Annotated in this window: 16 protein-coding genes; 8 read left to right on the plus strand and 8 right to left on the minus strand. The window is 75.7% G+C overall.

The window, feature by feature from the left end:
* The 3 genes from LWC35_RS36670 to LWC35_RS36680 form a co-directional block, all read left to right on the plus strand.
* The coding region (locus tag LWC35_RS36670; RefSeq protein WP_232875106.1) for a PD-(D/E)XK nuclease family protein at positions 1–1,920 on the plus strand (1,920 nt) is incomplete at its 5' end.
* A 192-nt stretch (positions 1,921–2,112) separates the two neighbouring features.
* Complete coding sequence (locus LWC35_RS36675; protein WP_232875107.1) at positions 2,113–3,054, plus strand: glycoside hydrolase family 16 protein; 942 nt, start codon at positions 2,113–2,115, stop codon at positions 3,052–3,054.
* Positions 3,055–3,106: 52 nt separating this feature from the next.
* On the plus strand, positions 3,107–6,436 hold the full coding sequence (locus tag LWC35_RS36680; protein ID WP_232875108.1) for an ATP-dependent helicase: 3,330 nt from the start codon (positions 3,107–3,109) through the stop codon (positions 6,434–6,436).
* A gap of 123 nt (positions 6,437–6,559) precedes the next feature.
* Here the strand turns inward: LWC35_RS36680 and LWC35_RS36685 are convergent, their stop codons facing one another.
* The 7 genes from LWC35_RS36685 to LWC35_RS36715 all read right to left on the minus strand — a co-directional run bounded on the left by LWC35_RS36685 (position 6,560) and on the right by LWC35_RS36715 (position 12,806).
* Positions 6,560–8,206, minus strand: coding sequence for a monocarboxylic acid transporter (locus tag LWC35_RS36685; RefSeq protein WP_232875109.1), 1,647 nt, complete (start codon positions 8,204–8,206; stop codon positions 6,560–6,562).
* Complete coding sequence (locus LWC35_RS36690; protein ID WP_232875110.1) at positions 8,203–8,571, minus strand: DUF485 domain-containing protein; 369 nt, start codon at positions 8,569–8,571, stop codon at positions 8,203–8,205. The genes LWC35_RS36685 and LWC35_RS36690 overlap by 4 nt, the downstream gene beginning before the upstream one ends.
* Before the next feature lie 174 nt (positions 8,572–8,745).
* Positions 8,746–10,404, minus strand: coding sequence for a sodium/solute symporter (locus LWC35_RS36695; protein ID WP_232875111.1), 1,659 nt, complete (start codon positions 10,402–10,404; stop codon positions 8,746–8,748).
* On the minus strand, positions 10,401–10,778 hold the full coding sequence (locus tag LWC35_RS36700; RefSeq protein WP_232875112.1) for a hypothetical protein: 378 nt from the start codon (positions 10,776–10,778) through the stop codon (positions 10,401–10,403). Before LWC35_RS36700 ends, LWC35_RS36695 begins: the two co-directional genes overlap by 4 nt.
* Entirely contained in the window at positions 10,775–10,915 is a 141-nt protein-coding gene (locus LWC35_RS36705) for a hypothetical protein (protein ID WP_232875113.1), read from the minus strand. Before LWC35_RS36705 ends, LWC35_RS36700 begins: the two co-directional genes overlap by 4 nt.
* Positions 10,912–11,712: a LytR/AlgR family response regulator transcription factor gene (locus LWC35_RS36710; protein WP_232875114.1), complete on the minus strand. Its 801-nt coding sequence runs from the start codon at positions 11,710–11,712 to the stop codon at positions 10,912–10,914. Before LWC35_RS36710 ends, LWC35_RS36705 begins: the two co-directional genes overlap by 4 nt.
* Positions 11,709–12,806: a sensor histidine kinase gene (locus tag LWC35_RS36715; protein WP_232875115.1), complete on the minus strand. Its 1,098-nt coding sequence runs from the start codon at positions 12,804–12,806 to the stop codon at positions 11,709–11,711. The genes LWC35_RS36710 and LWC35_RS36715 overlap by 4 nt, the downstream gene beginning before the upstream one ends.
* A gap of 89 nt (positions 12,807–12,895) precedes the next feature.
* Between LWC35_RS36715 and LWC35_RS36720 the strand changes: the two genes are divergently transcribed.
* Positions 12,896–13,966 (plus strand): saccharopine dehydrogenase family protein, encoded by a 1,071-nt coding sequence (locus tag LWC35_RS36720; protein WP_232875116.1) that lies wholly within the window; start codon positions 12,896–12,898, stop codon positions 13,964–13,966.
* Here the strand turns inward: LWC35_RS36720 and LWC35_RS36725 are convergent.
* Entirely contained in the window at positions 13,963–14,316 is a 354-nt protein-coding gene (locus LWC35_RS36725; protein WP_232875117.1) for a DoxX family protein, read from the minus strand. The genes LWC35_RS36720 and LWC35_RS36725 overlap by 4 nt on opposite strands.
* 80 nt (positions 14,317–14,396) lie before the next feature.
* Between LWC35_RS36725 and LWC35_RS36730 the strand changes: the two genes are divergently transcribed.
* From LWC35_RS36730 to LWC35_RS36745, 4 genes are all read left to right on the plus strand, one after another.
* Positions 14,397–15,452: a potassium channel family protein gene (locus tag LWC35_RS36730; RefSeq protein WP_232875118.1), complete on the plus strand. Its 1,056-nt coding sequence runs from the start codon at positions 14,397–14,399 to the stop codon at positions 15,450–15,452.
* Between the two features lie 11 nt (positions 15,453–15,463).
* The gene (locus tag LWC35_RS36735; protein ID WP_232875119.1) at positions 15,464–16,315 is read left to right on the plus strand and encodes an exodeoxyribonuclease III; all 852 of its coding nucleotides are present in this window, start codon (positions 15,464–15,466) and stop codon (positions 16,313–16,315) included.
* Positions 16,316–16,466: 151 nt separating this feature from the next.
* Entirely contained in the window at positions 16,467–17,840 is a 1,374-nt protein-coding gene (locus tag LWC35_RS36740; RefSeq protein WP_232875120.1) for an aldehyde dehydrogenase family protein, read from the plus strand.
* Positions 17,841–17,949: 109 nt separating this feature from the next.
* Complete coding sequence (locus tag LWC35_RS36745) at positions 17,950–18,717, plus strand: DUF4142 domain-containing protein (protein WP_232875121.1); 768 nt, start codon at positions 17,950–17,952, stop codon at positions 18,715–18,717.
* The last annotated feature ends 52 nt before the right edge of the window (positions 18,718–18,769 follow it).

Below are 18,769 nucleotides of genomic sequence, written 5' to 3' on the forward strand. Positions count from 1 at the left end.
GCCCCCGCCGACCCCGCCGCCCTGGCCGACCCGGCCGATCGAGCGCGCGCCGCAGCCTCCGCGCCGGCCTCCGACCTCCCGCCGCCCTCCGATCCCCACGACCCCTCCGCGGAGGACGTCGAGCGCGTCGGCAGCGATCCGCTGCTGGTCGAAGCCCTGCGCGCCGCCGCGGCCGGCCGCCCCGACCCGCTCACCGCGCTCCCGCCCGGCGACAGCGCACCGCTGCGCGCCGTGTCGGCCCTGCTCGCCACCGCTGCCGAGGCCGCCGGCGAGGGCCGCACGGTCGAGGAGGTGCTCTGGCGGGTCTGGCAGCGCAGCGGGCTCGCCCGGCGCTGGGCCGCGGCCAGCGCCCGCGGCGGACCCGTGGGCGCGGCGGCGGACCGGGACCTCGACGCGGTCCTCGCGCTGTTCGACGCCGCCGCCCGCTACACCGACCGGCTCCCCGGTGCGGACGTCGCGGGCTTCGCCGAGTACCTCGGCGACCAGCACCTCCCCGGCGACACCCAGACCACCGGCGCGCCGCGGGAGGAGGCGGTCGCCCTGCTCACCGCGCACGCCGCGCGCGGGCGCGAGTGGGAGGTCGTCGCCGTCCCGGGCGTCCAGGAGGGCAGCTGGCCGGACCTGCGCTTGCGGGGCAGCCTGCTGGGCAACGAGCGGCTGGTCGACGTCGTCGCCGGGATCGCCGAACCCACCGGCGCCGAGGCGGTGGTGTCCCGAGTGGCCCCGCTGCTCGCCGAGGAGCGCCGGCTGTTCTACGTCGCCTGCACCCGTGCGCGGCGCACGCTGCTGGTCAGCGCGGTGCACGCGGAGGACGAGCAGCCCTCCCGCTTCCTCGACGAGCTCGACCCGCTGCCGGCAGACGCCACCGAGGGCCGGCCCACGTTCCGCCCCGGCCGCGCGCTCGTCCTCGCCGAGCTGGTCGGCGAGCTGCGCCGGGCCGTCACCGAGCCCGACCACGGGGACCCGGCCCGGGCGTCCCGCCGCCGACGTGCGGCGGCCCAGCTGGCGCGCCTCGCCGCGGAGAAGGTGCCCGGCGCGCATCCGGACGACTGGTACGGCCTGCCCGAGCCCTCGGCCGCGGCGCCGCTGCGCCCGGAGGGCGAGATCGTGCCCGTGTCGCCGTCGGACATCGAGCGGATCCTGTCCTGCCCGCTGCGCTGGGTGCTGGAGCGGCACGGCGGCAACGAGACGGGCGCGTTGTCGGCCGTCACCGGCTCGCTCGTGCACGCCCTGGTGCAGGCACAGGCCGCGGGCGCCGAGCCCGCGGAGCTCGACGCCGCGCTGCGCACCGCCTGGGCGCGGCTCGACGCGGGTGCGCCCTGGTACGGCCGCCGCGAGCTGGCCCGGGTCCGCGGCATGCTCGCCGGCTACGCCCAATGGCTGCGCGAGAGCCGGGAGCAGGGCCTGCGGCTGGTCGCCGTCGAGCACCCCGTCCAGCTCGACATCGAGGGGGACGATCCGGACGAGGTCGAGGTCGGCACGCCCCGTCCCACCGTGCGGCTGCGGGGCCGGGTCGACCGGTTGGAGGTCGACGCGGAGGGCCGTCCCGTCGTCGTCGACGTCAAGACCGGGCGGACCGCGGTCAGCGCCGCCTCGGCGGCCGAGCACCCGCAGCTCGCGGTCTACCAGCTCGCCGCGACCCTGGGCGCCTTCTCCGACCTGGTCGGTGCGGGGGCCGCGCCCGGGGGTGCGCGGCTGGTGTTCGTGGCCGACCGCAAGGCGACGGGCTCGCCGAAGGAACCCGTCCAGCCCCCGCTCGACGCCGAGGCCGCGGCCCGGTGGCGGGACATCGTGTGGGAGGCGGCGAGGGAGACCTCCGGCCCGGCCTACGTCGCACGCGTCGGGCCGGACTGCGACCGCTGCCCCGTTCGGGGGAGTTGCCCCGCTGTCGAGTCGGGTCGCTCGGTGGTCGAGGAGTGAGCCGGGCGGGCCGCCCGCCCACCCCGTCCGACCTGCGACGACCGTGCACCGCGCCCATGCGTCCGCTCGGAGTATCGGCGGTCACCCGGCCGTGTGGCGACGCTAGGTTCGGGCGCGTCCCCTTGCGTTTCATCCCGTCACGCCGCTGCTCCCCGCGTCGTCGCGTGGCGGTCCGGTTCCAGGAGGCTCCCCGTGTCCCGCCAACGCGTCCGTGCGGTCGGCGTCGCCGGCCTGCTGGCCGTCGTGCTCAGCGCGTGCGGCTCCGCGGCCGAACCCGAGTTGACCGCTGCCCCCGACTCCTCGCAGGGGGCCGTGCTCGCCGCGCCGACCACGGCGCCGACCACGGCGCCCCCGCCGACCTCCTCGGCCCCGCCGACGCCGGCCCCGACCACCACCGCGAAGCCGGCGCCGACCACCCCGAGGAAGCCGGCGCCCAACGCGGCCCGGCAGGCCGCGGCCGCCTCGTCCGGCGTCGCCTGGGTGCCCGCCGGGGGCGACGAGTTCGCCGGCGGCTCGCTCGACAAGGGCACGTGGGGCACCTACGAATCCAAGGGCGCGTTCGGCAACGGCAGGCGCAGCCCCGACGCGGTGTCCGTGGTCGACGGCGCACTCACGATCACCGCCCGCCCCGGCGACGGCGGTGTCTCGGGTGGTGTCGCCCACTCGCAGGGCCAGCTCTACGGGCGGTGGGAGTTCCGCGCGCGCACCGAGAAGGGCCGCGGCTGGGGCTCGGCGATCCTGCTGTGGCCGGACTCGGAGAAATGGCCGGACGACGGCGAGCTCGACATGATGGAGGTCCCCGGCGAGAACCGGGACCTGGCGCACACGATCATCCACTACGGCGGTTCGGCCAACAAGACGTTCGGCGACGCCACCAAGGGCGACTTCTCGCAGTGGCACACCTTCGCCTTCGAATGGCTGCCGGACCGGCTGACCGCGTACATCGACGGGAAGAAGACGTTCGAGACCACCGACAAGGCGATGATCCCGACCACGCCGATGCACGCCACCATCCAGCTCGACCAGGGTCCGGCCAAGGACTGGATGGCGGCGCCGGACGAGACCACCCCGGCCGAGACGAAGCTGCAGGTCGACTACATGCGGGTCTCGAAGCTGCCCGGCCAGGCCGCCTGAGCGGCCGCACCGCCCACCCGGTCCTGTCGGTGCCGTCGGGTAGACAGGTGCCGTGACGATCGCTCCCGCCGACCCGGGCCTCGCGCCCGCGGTGCTGGCGCGCGCCCTCGGACTGCCGCCGCCCACCGAGGAGCAGGCCGCGGTGATCGCCGCCCCGCCCGAGTCCGCGCTGGTGGTGGCGGGGGCGGGCGCGGGCAAGACGGAGACGATGGCCGCGCGCGTCGTCTGGCTGGTGGCGACCGGACAGGTCCTGCCGGAGCAGGTCCTGGGTCTCACGTTCACCCGCAAGGCCGCGCAGCAGCTCGGCACGCGGGTCCGCTCGCGGCTGCGTCGCCTCGCCGGGTCCCCGCTGCTCGACGAGCTGGATCCCGGCGGCGGCCGCCGCGCGGCCCTGCTCGCGGGCGAGCCGACCGTCGCGACCTATCACGCCTACGCGGGTCGGCTGGTCGCCGAGCACGCGCTGCGGCTGCCCGCCGAGCCGGCGTCGAGGCTGCTGGGGGAGACGGCGGCGTGGCAGCTCGCGCACCGGGTCGTCTCGTCGTGGGCGGCCGATCTCGAGGTCGACCGGGTGCCGGCCACGGTCACCGGCTATCTGCTGGCCCTGGCCGGGGAGCTGGGCGAGCACCTCGTCGAGCCGGAGCGGTTGCGCTCCTTCACCTCGGGGCTGCTCGCGGTGCTGGAGAACGCACCGCCGGGCAAGCGCCAGCGGGCCGAGCCGTCGCAGAAGTACCGGGACCGGATGGGGGCCCAGCGGCTGCGGGCCGAGCTGCTCCCGCTCGTCGAGGAGTACGCGCGGCGCAAGTCCGCCGAGCGCGCCATGGACTTCGCCGACCAGCTCGCGATCGCCGCCCGGGTGGCCGAGGCCCGGCCCGAGGTCGGCGAGATCGAACGCGCGCAGTACCGGGCGGTGCTGCTCGACGAGTACCAGGACACCGGGCACGCCCAGCGCGTCCTGCTGCGCGCCCTGTTCGGCCGGATCCCGGGCGAGCCGGCGCGCGAGGAGCCGCTGGCCGTCACGGCCGTCGGCGACCCCTGCCAGTCGATCTACGGGTGGCGTGGGGCGAGCGCGGGCAACCTCACCCGCTTCCGCACCGACTTCCCGCGGCCCGGCGGCGCACCCGCCCGTGAGTACGGGCTGCTCACCAGCTTCCGCAATCCCGCCGAGGTGCTGGACCTGGCCAACGCGGTGTCCGAGCCGCTGCGCACCGCGCCGGACTCGGTGGCCGTCGGGGCGCTGCGCCCGGGTCCCAAGGCCGTGCCCGGTGAGGTGCGGGTGGCGCTGCACCCCGACGTGGTCGCCGAGGTCGACTGGGTGGCCGACGGCATCGCCACGCACTGGCGCGCCCGGGACGCCGCAGGGAAGGGGCCGCCGACCTCGGCGGTGCTGGTCCGCCGCCGCGGGGACATGGATGCGCTCGCCGCCGCGCTGCGTGCCCGGGGGCTGCCGGTGGAGGTCGTGGGGCTGGGCGGGTTGCTCGACACCCCGGAGGTCCGCGACCTGGTCAGCGCGCTGCGGATCGTCGCGGACCCGCTGGCCGGGCCGGCAGCGGTCCGGCTGCTGACCGGCGCGCGCTGGCGGCTCGGGGTGAGCGACCTCGCCGCGCTGTGGGCCCGGGCCCGCGAGCTGGTGCCACCGCTGCCGTCGCGCCCCGGTCCGCTGCCGCCGGCGGAGCTCGCGCTCGGGGCGCTGCCCGGCGAGCAGGCTGAGCAGGCGGGCCTGGTCGACGCGCTGGACGACCCGGGCGGACCCGAGCGGTACTCGCCGGCCGGGTACGCGCGGATCACCCGGCTCGCGCGCGAGCTGTCGTGGCTGCGGTCGCGGGCGTCGGCGCCGCTCACCGACCTGGTGGCCGACGTCGAGCGGGTCCTGCTGCTCGACGTGGAGACCGCGGCCCGCCCCGGGCCCGCCGGCCGGGCGCACCTCGACGCCTTCGCCGACGTCGTCGCGGACTTCGCGACCGGCGCCGAGGTGGCGAGCCTGCCCGCCCTGCTCGACTACCTCGAGACCGCCGAGAAGGCCGAGGACGGGCTGTCCCCGGGCGAGGTCGAGGTGGCCGAGGACCGCGTGCAGATCCTCACCGTGCACGCCGCCAAGGGCCTGGAGTGGGAGGTCGTGGCGGTGCCGCACCTGGTCGCCCAGGTCTTCCCGGGCCGGCGGATGTCCGGCACCTGGCTCACCGGCGTGGCCGAGCTGCCGGTCCCGCTGCGGGGCGACGCGGACGACCTGCCCGGGCTCTACCTGCCGCCGGGACCCGACCGCAAGCAGGTGGAGGTGGCGCTCGACGAGCACGACGCCGCCCTCGAGGAGCGCCGGAAGACCGAGGAACGCCGGCTGTTCTACGTGGCGCTCACCCGCTCCGAGCACGTCCTGCTCTGCTCCGGCCACCACTGGGGCGCCACGGGCTCGAAGCCGCGCGGGCCGTCGCCGTTCCTGCAGGAGCTGCGCGCGATCGCGGAGCCCGAGGTGTGGGCGGAGCCGCCGGAGGAGGGCGCCGAGAACCCGGTGCTCGCCGAGCAGGTCACCGCCGAGTGGCCCGCGGACCCGCTCGGCCCGCGCGCCGGCGCGGTGCACGAGGGCGCGGAGCTGGTCCGCGAGGCGATCCGCACGCAGGAGCGGGCGCGGCGGGCCGAGCGCCGTCGCGCGCGCGAGACCGACCAGCTGAGCTTCGACATCGAGCCGGAGCCGATGGAGGAGCCGGACCCGGAGGGCTGGGCGGCCGACGTCGACGTGCTGCTCGCGGAACGCGCCGCCGGGGTCGCCCGCCCGTCGGTCGCACTGCCGGGGCACGTGTCGGTGAGCCAGCTCGTCGAGCTCGCGGCCGATGCCGACGCGTTCGCCGCGGGCCTGCGCCGCCCGCTGCCGTTGCCGCCCAACCCGCACGCCCGCCGCGGCACCGCGTTCCACGCCTGGCTGGAGCAGCGGTTCGGCGCGGAGCGGCTGCTCGACATCGACGAGCTGCCGGGCGCGGCCGACGAGGGTGCGAGCGAGTCCTCCGACGCCGAGCTGGCCGAGCTGCAGGAGGCGTTCCTCGCCTCGGAGTGGGCCGATCGGGTGCCGGTCGAGGCCGAGGTCTCGTTCGAGACGGTCCTGGCCGGGGTCGCGGTGCGGGGCCGGATGGACGCCGTGTTCGCCGACCCGGACGGCGGGTTCACGGTCGTCGACTGGAAGACGGGCGCGGTGCCCGACGAGTCGCGCCGGCACGCCGTCGGGGTGCAGCTCGCCGTCTACCGGCTCGCGTGGGCCGCGCTGGCGGAGGTGCCGCCGGAGAAGGTGCGGGCGGCATTCCACTACGTGCGCGAGGGCGTCACCCTCCGCCCCGCCGACCTGGAGACCGCCGAGGAGCTGCACGCCATGATCCGCAGCATCCCCGAGAGCCCCTGACGATCTCGACCGAGAACGCACTATGGAACCATAATGCGCGAAATCCCTGCCCGAGAACGCACTAGGGAACCATAATGCGAACCCAACGCCCCCGGAATCGCATCATGGTTCCCTAGTGCGAGCTCAGTGCTGGACGGCCTTCTCCACTCCCACACCGGTGAGCGAGCGGACCTCCATCTCGGCGTACTTGTCCGCGTTCGCCTTGTCCTTCGACAGCACCGTGCCGAGGTAGCCGAGCAGGAACGACGCCGGGATCGAGATCAGGCCCGGGTTGTCGAGCGGGAACCAGTGGAAGTCCACGCCCTGCAGCATCGACGCGCTCTTGCCCGTCACCGGGTCGACCGGCTTCCCGGACACGACCGGCGAGAAGATGATCAGCACCAGCGTGATGCCCAGACCGCCGTAGATGCTCCACAGAGCGCCGTTGGTGTTGAACTTCTTCCAGAACAGCGAGTAGAGGATCGTCGGAAGGTTCGCCGAGGCCGCGACGGCGAAGGCGAGCGCCACGAGGAACGCGATGTTCTGGCCGTTGGCGAGGATGCCGCCGAGGATGGCGACGATGCCGATCACGACCGCCGTCCGGCGCGCGATCTTCACCTCGGTGTGCTGCTCGTCCTGCACCTGGCCGTGCTTGATCACGTTGATGTAGATGTCGTGCGCGAACGACGCCGACGCCGTGATCGTCAGCCCGGCGACCACGGCGAGGATCGTCGCGAAGGCGACGGCCGCGATCAGGCCCAGCAGGACCGTGCCGCCGAGCTCGTAGGCCAGCAGCGGGGCCGCAGAGTTCGCCGCGCCGGGCGCCTTCTTGATCGCGTCCGGGCCGACGAGCGCACCCGCGCCGTAGCCGAGGACCAGTGTGAACAGGTAGAAGATGCCGATCAGCCAGATCGCCCAGGTCACCGAGCGGCGGGCCTCCTTGGCCGTGGGCACGGTGTAGAAGCGCATCAGGATGTGCGGCAGGCCGGCGGTGCCGAGCACCAGCGCCAGGCCGAGGGAGATGAAGTCGAGCCGGGTGATGCCGCTCTTGCCGTACTGGGCGCCCGGGGAGAGCAGCTTCTCACCGGCCGAGCCCACGTGGGCGACGGCGTCGCCCATCAGCGCGGACAGGTTGAACCCGAAGAGGGCGAGCACCCACAGCGTCATCACGCCGGCGCCGACGATCAGCAGCACCGCCTTGATGATCTGCACCCAGGTCGTGCCGCGCATGCCGCCGATCAGCACGTAGGCGATCATCAGCGCGCCGACGACGGCGATGACGATCGACTGGCCGGTCTTCGACTTGACGTCGAGCAGCAGCGCGACGAGGCCGCCGGCGCCGGCCATCTGGGCCAGCAGGTAGAAGAACGAGACGGCGAGCGTGGAGGTCGCCGCCGCGGCACGGACCGGGCGCTGGCGCATCCGGAAGGCCAGGACGTCGCCCATCGTGTACCGGCCGGTGTTGCGCAGCAGCTCGGCGACCAGCAGCAGCGCGACGAGCCAGGCGACGAGGAAGCCGACCGAGTAGAGGAAGCCGTCGTAGCCGTACAGGGCGATGGCGCCCGCGATGCCGAGGAACGACGCGGCGGACAGGTAGTCGCCGGAGATCGCGATGCCGTTCTGGGGGCCGGAGAAGCCGCCGCCCGCGGTGTAGAAGTCGCTGGCGCCGCTCGACGCCTTCTTGCTCACCCGGATCACGATCGCGAGCGTGATGACCACGAAGATCGCGAAGATGCTGATGTTGAGCAGCGGGCTGGAACCCTCCACGCCGCCCTGCGCCAGGACGCTCACCGGCCGGCCCCCTCGATCTCCTTGCGGATCGCCTCCGAGTGCGGGTCGAACTTCTTGTCCGCCCACTTCACGTACCAGGTCGTGATGGCGAAGGTGGACACGAACTGCAGCAGGCCGAAGACCAGGCCGACGGTGATGTTCCCGGCGAGCTTGATCGCCATGAAGCCGGGCGCGTAGCTCGCCAGCACCACGTACAGCAGGTACCAGACGAGGAACGCCGCGGTGAGCGGGAAGACGAAGCGCCGCAGGCGGTGCCGCAGGGCCTGGAACTCGGTGCTCTGCTGGACCGTTGTCCAGTCCGGGTGGGCCGTGGTGCCTCCCGCCGGGCTCTCGCCGGCAGGGGGCGGGGACTCGGTGGTGCTCACGGTGCCTCCTCGCACTGTGGGGTGTCGTGCTGCGTCGGACCCGGACGGACCAGGTCGTTCCGGGCACAGCACAGCGGAGTACCCGAGACGCGCGGAAGTAACGCACGACACATCGCGGGCGCGGACGACGAATGGCCGACGAACGGTCGGATTCTGCGACGAGCGGTCCTCGGTTCAGGTCCGCTCGTCCAGGTGCAGGCGCAGCATCGCGGGCTCAGCACCCGGCGGCGGGCGGTCCCGGCGGGACACCCCGACCATCGTCAGGAACGCGAGCGGCACCGAGAACAGTGCCGGCTGCCCCAGGAGCAGGGCCACGAGCCCGGGGTCCGGCCGCGCGACCAGCCCCAGCGCCATCACCCCGGCCGAGGAGGCCAACCCCACGGCCATCCCCACGAACGCGCCCCGCGCCGTCAGCCCCCGCCACCAGATGCCCAGGACCAGCATCGGGCAGAACGTCGACGCGGCCACGGCGAAGGCCGAGGTCACGACGGCACCCACGTCGATCCGCACGGCGGGCAGGGCGAGCAGCACGATCACCCCGGCGGCGAGCAGCGCGGTGAGCCGCAGCCGGCGCAGCGACCCGGGCAGCAGGTCGTGCGCGAGCGCCCCGGCGAGCGCGAGCAGCAGGCCGAGCGAGGTGGCGAGGAACGCGGCGAAGGCCCCTGCGGTGAGCAGCGCGGTGAAGACGTCGCCGGTGGTGCCGCCGTCCACCCGGCTCGGCAGCGCGACGACCGCGGTGTCCGTGGCCCCGGACAGGTACAGCTCCGGCACCAGCACCCCGCCGAGCAGCCCGTAGACCACGGTGAACACATAGAAGGAACCGAGCAGCCCGACGGTGATCGCAGCGGTCCGGCGGGCGGCGCGGCCGTCGGGGCTCGTGTGGAAGCGGACGATGACGTGCGGCAGCCCCATCGTGCCCAACGCGGTGGCGACCAGGATCGACCAGGTGGCCAGCAGCGGGTGCCCGTTGCCGCCGTCGAGCAGGGGCTGCTGCCAGGTGGCGCTGCCGGGCAGCGCGGCGCCCGCGATCTCCGGCACCGCCGCGCCCTCCGGGAAGACCCAGGTCGCGTCGCCCGGCGCGACGTGCTCGCCGGGCTCGAGCCGTGCCGGCACGCCGTCGGCGAGGACCGTGACCGGTTCGCGCACCTGCAGCCGGGTGTCCAGGCGGAACGTCACCTGGGTGGGCCGCGGGAAGGCGGCGTACTCCGCGGGCCGCAGCGCCTCCGCGCGGGTGTCGGCGCCGGCCGCGACCACCAGCCAGATCGCGGGCACGATGAACAGCAGCAGCTTGAGCACGAACTGGAAGGCCTGCACGTACGTCGCGGCGCGCATCCCGCCGAGCGCGAGCGTGATGCTCACGGCCGCCCCGGCGACCACGATCCCGACCCAGTGCGGCGTGCCGCTGACGAGCGTGAGGACCTGGCCCGCAGCGGTGAACTGCGGCACCAGGTACAGCCCGGCGATCACGAGCACCACGAGGGCGCTGAAGCGGCGCAGGCCCGGCGATCCGAGCCGGGCCTCGGCGAAGTCCGGCACGGTCAGCGCGCCGGTGCGGCGCATCGGGGCCGCGACCAGCACCAGCATCAACAGGTAGCCCGCGGTGAACCCGACCGGGTACCAGAGCGCCCCCACCCCGTTCTTGACGACGAGCCCCGCCGTGCCGAGGAACGACGCCGCCGACAGGTACTCCCCGGACACGGCGGCGGCGTTGAGGGTGGGGGAGACCCGCCGGGACGCGACGAGGAAGTCCGAGGTGGAGCGCAGGGCCGCGACGCCCCGTGCCCCGATCAGCAGCGTCGCCAGGACGACCGGGACGACGGCGAGCGCGGTCACCGGGCGTGGTCCTGCCGGTCCCTGCCGATCTGTTCGGCGCCGTCCTCGGTCCGCTCCGCGCGGCGCAGCTGCCAGTGCGCCAGTCCGGCGAGCACGGGGTAGGGCAGCAGCGCGACGGCGACCCAGACGACCGGGACGGGCCCGAGCCGCAGCGCCACCGGCACCACCCCGAGCAGCACGGGCAACCCGACCAGCAGGAGCGCGGCGGCGGCGAGGGTGCCGGCGGCGACCCGCAGCTGGCGGCGCCGGATCCGGGCCGCCGCCCGCAGCTCGTCGCCGCTCAGCGACCGCGGCACCGCCGATACGCCCCGGCGCGCGGCGAACGCCACCCGGGTCTGCGGGCTGGTCACGGCGACCCGCCGCTGCCGGGTCATGCCGGCACCCCGGGGACCGGCACCCCGAGCACCGGCACCCCGAGCACCGGCACCCCGAACACCGGCACGCCGGTCGCCGCCGCTCCGGTCGCCGCCGACCGGGGCGCGGCCGCCCCGGGCAGGGCCGGCCCGCTCACCGCGGCCGGCCCGGCGAGAAGTCGCCGCGCGTAGCCGCCTCGAGCAATCGTTCCCGCAGCTCACGGGCGTGCCGGCGGCTCACCGGCACGTCACCGGCGTCGGTGTGCGCGAGCAGCCCACCGCTCGCGTCGCTGCGCAGCTCCTGCACCGCGTGCACGGCCAGCAGGAAGCTGCGGTGCACCCGCACGTACCCGACGCCCGACCAGTGCTCCTCCAGCCGCGAGAGCGGCATCCGCACGAGGTGCGAGCCGCCGCGGGTGTGCAGCCGGACGTAGTCGCCCTGGGCCTCGGCGAAGCGGACGTCGTCGCGCCGGACGTAGCGGGTCCGCCCGCCGAGCTCGACCGACACCGCGGCCAGCTCGTCGACGGCAGGGACGGGCGGCGCGGGGTCCGCGGCCCGCGCGACGCGCAGCACCCGGGCGAGGGTGGCGTCGAGCCGTTCTGCGGCGACCGGCTTGAGCAGGTAGTCCAGCGCTCCGACGCCGTAGGCCGAGACGGCGTGCTCCTCGAACGCCGTCACGAACACGATCTCCGGGGGATCGGTCATGCGGGCCAGCAGCGCGGCGAGCTCCAGCCCGTCCATCCCCGGCATCGAGATGTCGAGGAAGGCCGCGTCGAAGCGGCGGGCTCGCAGCAGCTTCAGCGCCGTGAGCGCGTCGCCGGCGGGCACGACCTCCTCCACGCAACGCGACGCGGCGAGGAGCCGGGTCAGCTCGGAGAGGGCCGGGGCGACGTCGTCGACCGCCAGGACGCGCAGGCGCGCCCCGTCGGCCCCGCCGTTCGTCCACCCGTTCACGAGGCGACCACCCCGGGCTGGAAGCGCGGCACCCGCATGACCACCCGGGTGCCGGCGCCGACCGCGGTCTCGATGACCAGCCCGTACTGCGGCCCGTACACCGCGCGCAGCCGCCGGTCCACGTTGGTCAACGCCAGCCCGTCGCCCGGGCCGGCCCCGGCGAGCACCGCGCGGGCCACCTCGGGGTCCATGCCCGGCCCGTCGTCCTCGATCGCGATCACGCACTCCGATCCCTGGGCCTCGCCGCTGACCTGCACCGAGCCGCCCTCGCCACGGCGTTCGACGCCGTGCTGCACCGCGTTCTCCACCAGCGGCTGCAGGGCGAGGAACGGCAGCGCGACCGGCAGCACCTCCGGCGCGATCCGCACCTGCACCCGCAGCCGGTCCCCGAGCACCGCGCGGGCCAGCGCCAGGTAGGCCTCGACGGCGCGGAACTCCCCGGCGAGGGTGGTGTAGTCGCCGCGCCGGGCCACCGAGTGCCGGATGTACTCGGCGAAGTCGAGGATCAGGTCGCGGGCGCGGTCGGGGTCACTGTCGACGAACGAGCCGATCGTGGTCAGCGCGTTGTAGACGAAGTGCGGGGAGATCTCCGCGCGCAACGCCCTCAGCTCGGCCTCCTCCGCGGCCCGCGCCGAGGCCTCCAGGCGGCCGCGCTCGAGCGCCTCGGCCACCCAGTCCGCGGCCCGCCGCGCGGCGCCGCGGGGGACGTCGCCGCACACCACGAGCACCCCGGCGGGCTCGCCGCGGACGTGCAGCGGGAGCACCACGGTGGTCCCGCGCGCGGCTCGGTGCCCGTCCCGGCGGGCCTGCTCGACGAGCTCGTCGGCCTGCGGGTCGGGGCGCCCGGCCCAGGCGATCTCCCCGTGCAGGTCCGCCAGGCCCACGCCGTCGGCGCGGAGCAGGGCACGCAGCCGGCGGGCGGCCCGCGCCACGGGATCGGGGCCGAGATCGCCGGGCCGGGCGGCGAGGCCGCCACGCAGGTCCGCGGCGACCGCCGAACCGGTCGCGAGGATCTCCGTCGGGTCCGGGGTGGCGCCGCGGGGCCGCCGGAACAGCCGTCGCCGCCGCGCGACGGGGGCGTCCTCGGTCACCACGCGCACAGCCTAAGGTGCGGCCCTGCCGGGGGCACGGTCGTCGAGCGGGCGCGGACCGGCCTGATCACCGCCCACTAGCGTGTGCCGGCGTGAGTGGACGCATCGTGCTGTTCGGCGCCACCGGCTACACGGGCGGGCGCACCGCGGAGGCCCTGGTCGGCCGGGGGGTGCGGCCCGTGCTGGCCGGGCGCGACGCCGCGCGGCTGGCCGCGCTCGGCGAACGCCTGGGCTGCCCGACGGCCACCGCCGAGGTCACCGACGTCGCCTCCGTCTCCGCCCTCGTCGGACCCGACGACGTGCTGGTCACCACCGTCGGCCCGTTCGCCCGGCTCGGCGGGGCGGCGCTCGCCGCGGCGGTGTCCGCCGGTGCCACCTACCTGGACTCGACCGGCGAGCCACCGTTCGTCCGCGAGGTCTTCACGCTGCAGGGCCCGGCCGCGGAACGCTCCGGCGCGCGGCTGCTCACGGCCTTCGGCCACGACTACGTGCCCGGCGTGCTGGCCGGGGCGCTCGCCCTGCGGGAGGCGGGCGAGCGGGCCGCGCGGGTCGACGTCGGCTACTTCCTGTCCGGCCACGACCGGTGGTTCTCCCGGGGCACGGTCACGTCGCTGATCGGGATCGCCGGCACGCCCGGCTACACCCTCCGGCACGGCGCGCTGCGCACCGAGAACGCCGGCGCCCGGCTCCGTACCTACGAGGTGGAGGGCCGGCCACGGCCCGGCGTCTCGATCGGCGGGGTCGAGCAGTTCGCGCTGCCGCGGCTGCACCCGGGGCTCGGGACCGTCGACGTGCACCTCGGCTGGTTCGGTGCGCTCAGCGGGATCGTGCACGCCGCGAGCCGGCTGCCGGCCCCGCCCACGCCCCTCCTGGCCGGCCTCGCCCGGCTCGCCGGCCGCCTGCCCCGCGACCCGTCGGGCGAGGCGCTGGCGCGCTGCCGCTCGCACGTCGTCGCCGAGGTGTTCGACGCCTACGGCACGCTGCTCGCCCGGACCCGGCTCACCGCGCCCGACCCGTACGCGCTCACCGCCGACCTGCTCGCCTGGGGTGCGGCCCGGGCGCTCGCGCAGGGGGTCACCGGCGTGGGTGCGCTCGACCCCGTGGGCGCCTTCGGCCTGGACGCACTGCAGGAGGGGGCCGCGTCCGCAGGCCTCACGGCCTAGCCCCGGGCCACCCGGAGCGCCCAGAGCGCGAGCGGCACCTGCAGCGGCAGCCGGCCGTGGGCGACCGCCCGCTGCCGCGCCGGCCTGTCCGACCGGTCCACCGCCGTCTTCACGTCGGCCGGGAACACCGCCACGAACAGCGCAGTGGCCGCGTACCCACCGAGCCGAAGGGTGCGCGGCACCGCCACCGCGGCGGCGACGGCGCCCTCCGCCACACCGGACGCGTAGGTCCAGAACCGCCGGGGGCCGGGCAGCTGCGGCGGGACGATCGCGTCGAAGAACGCCGGGACGACGGCGTGCGCCACCGCGGCTGTGCCGAGCAGCGCCGCGAGCGGCCGGGAGAAGTCCATGGACCGGCATGATCGCAAGCGGATCGGGTGACCGTGGCCCGCGCCCACGGCCCGGCCGCGGGGCGCTAGTCTCCCGCGCGATGCGTGATCGGCCCCGCCGCCCGCCCGTCGATCCGCAGGTGATCGGCGCCCTTCGCATGCCCGACAACCCCCAGGGGCCGCTGGTCGCGCTGCTCAAGCGGGTGGCCGTCGCGCTCGGGGCGCTGTTCGCCGCCGCGTTGATCGTCTACTTCGGCCGCGCCGGGTACGTCGACAACAACGGCGAGGACGAGATCTCGTTCAACGACGCCCTCTACTACGCCACGGTCTCGCTCTCGACGACCGGCTACGGCGACATCGTCCCCTACACACCGCTCGCGCGGCTGCTCACCACCGTGGTGATCACGCCGCTGCGGCTGCTGTTCCTCATCGTCCTCGTCGGCACGACCGTCGAACTGCTCACCGAACGCTCCCGGCAGTCGTTCCGGATCCAGCGCTGGAGGTCACGCGTGCGCGACCACACCGTCGTCATCGGGTACGGGACGAAGGGTCGTGCCGCCGTCGAGACGCTGCTCGGCGACGGCGTCGAACCGGAGCACATCGTGGTGGTCGACACCGACCGGGCGCAGCTCGACTCGGCCTCGGCCCTCGGTCTCGTCACCGTGACGGGAAACGCCACCCGGTCGGCCGTGCTGCGCATCGCGGGTGCCCACCAGGCGTCGGCCATCGTGGTGGCGACGAACCGGGACGACACCGCCGTCCTCGTCACCCTGACGGCGCGGGAGCTGGCGCCGAGGACCCGGATCGTCGTCGCGGTCCGGGAGTCGGAGAACGTCCACCTGCTCCGGCAGTCCGGGGCGGACTCGGTGATCGTCTCGGCGGAGACGGCGGGCCGGCTGCTGGGTGTCGCGACCCGGACGCCGAGCGTCGTCGAGGTCGTCGAGGACCTGCTGACCCCGGATGCGGGGTTCGCGATCAGCGAGCGCGAGGTCGAGCAGGACGAGGTGGGCGGCTCACCGCGGCACCTCGCCGACATCGTGCTGGGCGTGGTGCGCGGCGAGGAGCTGTACCGGGTCGACGCCTCCGCCGTCGACGCCCTCGAGCGCGGCGACCGGCTGCTCTACGTCCGCAAGGCCACCCCCGCGGACGAGGATTAGGCTCGTCGGTCGTGCGCCTGGCGACCTGGAACGTGAACTCCGCGAAGTCGCGGCTCCCGCGGCTGTTGCCCTGGCTGGACGAGCGGGCCCCGGACGTCGTCTGTCTGCAGGAGACCAAGCTCTCCGACGCCGACTGGGCCGCGGAGTTCGACGGACCGCTGACCGAGCGGGGCTACGAGGTGGCCCACCACGGGCAGGGCCGGTGGAACGGGGTGGCGCTGCTGTCGCGCGTCGGTCTGACGGACGTGGTGCGCGGGCTGCCCGAGGAGCCCACCTTCGACTCGGACACCCCCGACGCCCGTGCGGTCACCGCCACCTGCGGCGGGCTGCGCGTGACCTCGGTCTACGTGCCCAACGGCCGCACCCCCGACGACCCGCACTACGGCTACAAGCTGCGCTGGCTGGAGGCCCTGCGGCACATGGTGTCCGCGGGCGACACCACGCACACGGTGGTGGCCGGCGACATGAACATCGCGCCCACGGACGCCGACGTCTGGGACCCCGACCTGTTCGTCGGCTCCACCCACGTCACCCCGCCGGAGCGCGAGGCGCTCGGTGCGCTGCAGGCGGCCGGGTTGGTCGACGTCGTGCGGGACCGGTGGCCGGACGAGCGGGTGTTCTCCTACTGGGACTACCGGGCCGGCCGCTTCCACAAGGACATGGGCATGCGGATCGACCTGGTGCTCTGCGGCGCCGACCCGGCGGGCCGGGCGCAGGCGGCGTGGATCGACCGCAAGGCGCGCAAGGGTTCCGGCCCCAGCGACCACGCGCCGGTGATGGTCGACCTCGACGAGGCACCGGACGGGGACATCGGCCCGGTCGTCCCGCCGCCGTCGACCCCGGCGAAGCTCAAGCACCACTGAGCGGAGCGAGCATCGGCACTGAGCGGAGCGAGCATCGGCACTGAGCGGAGCGTGCGGAGCGGGCATCGGCACTGAGCGGGGCGTGCGGGGCGCGCATCGTGCACTGAGGACGGGACGGCGTACTTCTCGCCGTCCCGGGTAGCCGCCCCGCATGACGGCCGTCCTGGATCCGACCCGCAGTCTCACCCTCTCCGACCCCCGCACCGGCGAGGCCCTCGAGCCGGTGCCCGTCGCCGCCGAGCAGGAGGTCCGGGCCGCGCTCGTTGCCGCCCGGGCCGCCGCGCCGGGCTGGGCGCGCACCGCGCCGGCGGAGCGGGCCGCGGCCGTCCGGGCTGCCGCCGACGCGGTCCGGACCGCGGCCGAGGAGCTCGCGGAGCTCAACACCCGCGAGACGGGCAAGACGCCCGACGACGCCCGCGGTGGTGTCGAGGCCGGCATCGGCACCCTGGAGCAGTACGCGCAGCTCGGGCCGCTGCACCGCGGCCGCAGCCTGCAGGGCGGGTGGGGCGCGACGGACCTGATGGTGCACGCGCCGCGGGGCGTCGTCGCCGTCCTGACGCCGTGGAACGACCCGGTCGCCGTGGCCGCGGGCCTGCTCGGCGCAGCGCTGGTCACCGGGAACACCGTGGTGCACAAGCCGAGCGAACGCTGCCCGCGCACCGGGCGGCGGTTCGCCGAGCTCCTCGCGGCGCACCTGCCCGAGGGCGTGCTGCAGATCCTCGACGGCGACGGGCCGGTCGGCGAGGTGCTGGCCGGCTCGCCGGAGGTCGACGTCGTCGCGCACGTGGGCAGCACCGCCACCGGCCGGTCGATCGCCGAGGCCTGCGCCAGGACCGGTGCGAAGGCCTTGCTGGAGAACGGCGGCAACGACCCGCTGATCGTCGACGCCGGCGTCGACCCGGGGTGGGCCGCCGAGCAGGCTGCGCTGGGTTCCTTCGCCAACGCGGGGCAGATCTGCGTGTCGGTGGAGCGGATCTACGTGCTCACCGAGGTCGCGCAGCCCTTCCTCGAGGCACTGGTCGCCGAGGCCCGGAAGTGGGCCGACCGGATCGGGCCGCTGGTCGACGCGCGACAGCGCGAGCACGTCCACGGGCACGTGCAGGGCGCCATCGCGGACGGGGCGCGCCTGCTCGCGGGCGGCGAGCTGCCGGCGGGGCCCGGGTCGTTCTACCCGCCGACGGTGCTGAGCGGCTGCACGCCGGGCATGGCCGTGCTGTCCGAGGAGACGTTCGGCCCGGTCGCCCCCGTGCGCGAGGTGCCGGACCTCGACACCGCGCTGCGGGAGGCCGCGACCGACCGCTACGGCCTCGCCGCGACCGTGCTCACCCCCGACATGGAGCACGCGCAGCGCGCCTGGCGGGAGCTGCCGGTGGGGACCGTGAAGGTGAACGCGGTGTTCGGCGGGGCCCCGGGCGGGGCGGCCCAGCCGCGCGGCGCCAGCGGGCAGGGGTTCGGGTACGGGCCCGAGCTGCTCGACGAGATGACGACGACGACCGTCGTGCACCTCGCGCCGGCGCCTCGCTGAGTACCCACCCCGCCGTCCCGCCAACCGGACGCCGCGGCCCGCGCGGACGGATCACCCGTTCGAGCCGTGCGCGGTTGCGGGCGCTCGTCGCGCCCCGATACTCGGCCGCGTGACCAGCACACTTCGGGGGAACGTGATGACCACTCGCCTCACCCGCGCCGCGGCCGGGACCGTCCTCGCGGCGCTCGCGCTGACGGGAGCGGCCGCCTGCGGCTCGGGGTCCGACCAGGCGCCGCCGGCGCCGACCGGCAGCGCGGCCCCGCCCTCCCCGGGCGGCGACGCCGGCGGCCAGGCGGACGACGCCACCCGGCAGGCCTTCGGGCAGGCCAACCAGGGCGCGCTCGCGCTCGTCGCGCTCGGCGGGCTCGGGACCGACAAGGGCGTCGGCGACCAGGTCAAGGGCCTCGCACCGGATCTGACGTCGCAGGGCCGGGCGCTGCTCGACCAGGTCAAGCAGGCCGCCTCCGCGCAGGGCGTGGCCCTCGGGGACCAGCTCGACGCCCAGCAGCAGGCCCTCGTCGCCGACCTGCAGGCGCGCAGCGGGCAGCCCTTCGACGCCGCGTGGCTGCAGGCGGCGCAGTCCACGCTGCAGCAGGCCCGCGACGCGGCCAACGCCGTGCTGAACGACCCGAACGCCTCGCCCGAGGCCAAGGCCGCGGCGCAGCAGGCGCTCGCCCGGCTCGACGCGCTGGCCGCCAGGCTCACCGCCGCCTCGTCGTCCGCGGGCGCCTCGACGCCGGGCTCGGTGAACGCCGGCACCGGCGGTCAGGCGGCGAGCTCCGACGACGTCCTGCCCGTCGTCCTCGCCGGGTCCGGCCTGGTACTGCTCGGCGCCGCCGGGGCCGCCGGCCTCCGCGCGCGGCGGTCGCGCGCCTGACGGTGCGCCGGCGCGCACCCGACCCCACGGCCGGTGACCCGCCCACGGGCGG

It is taken from the genome of Pseudonocardia kujensis, assembly GCF_021283305.1.
In the GTDB taxonomy this organism is placed as follows: domain Bacteria; phylum Actinomycetota; class Actinomycetes; order Mycobacteriales; family Pseudonocardiaceae; genus Pseudonocardia; species Pseudonocardia kujensis.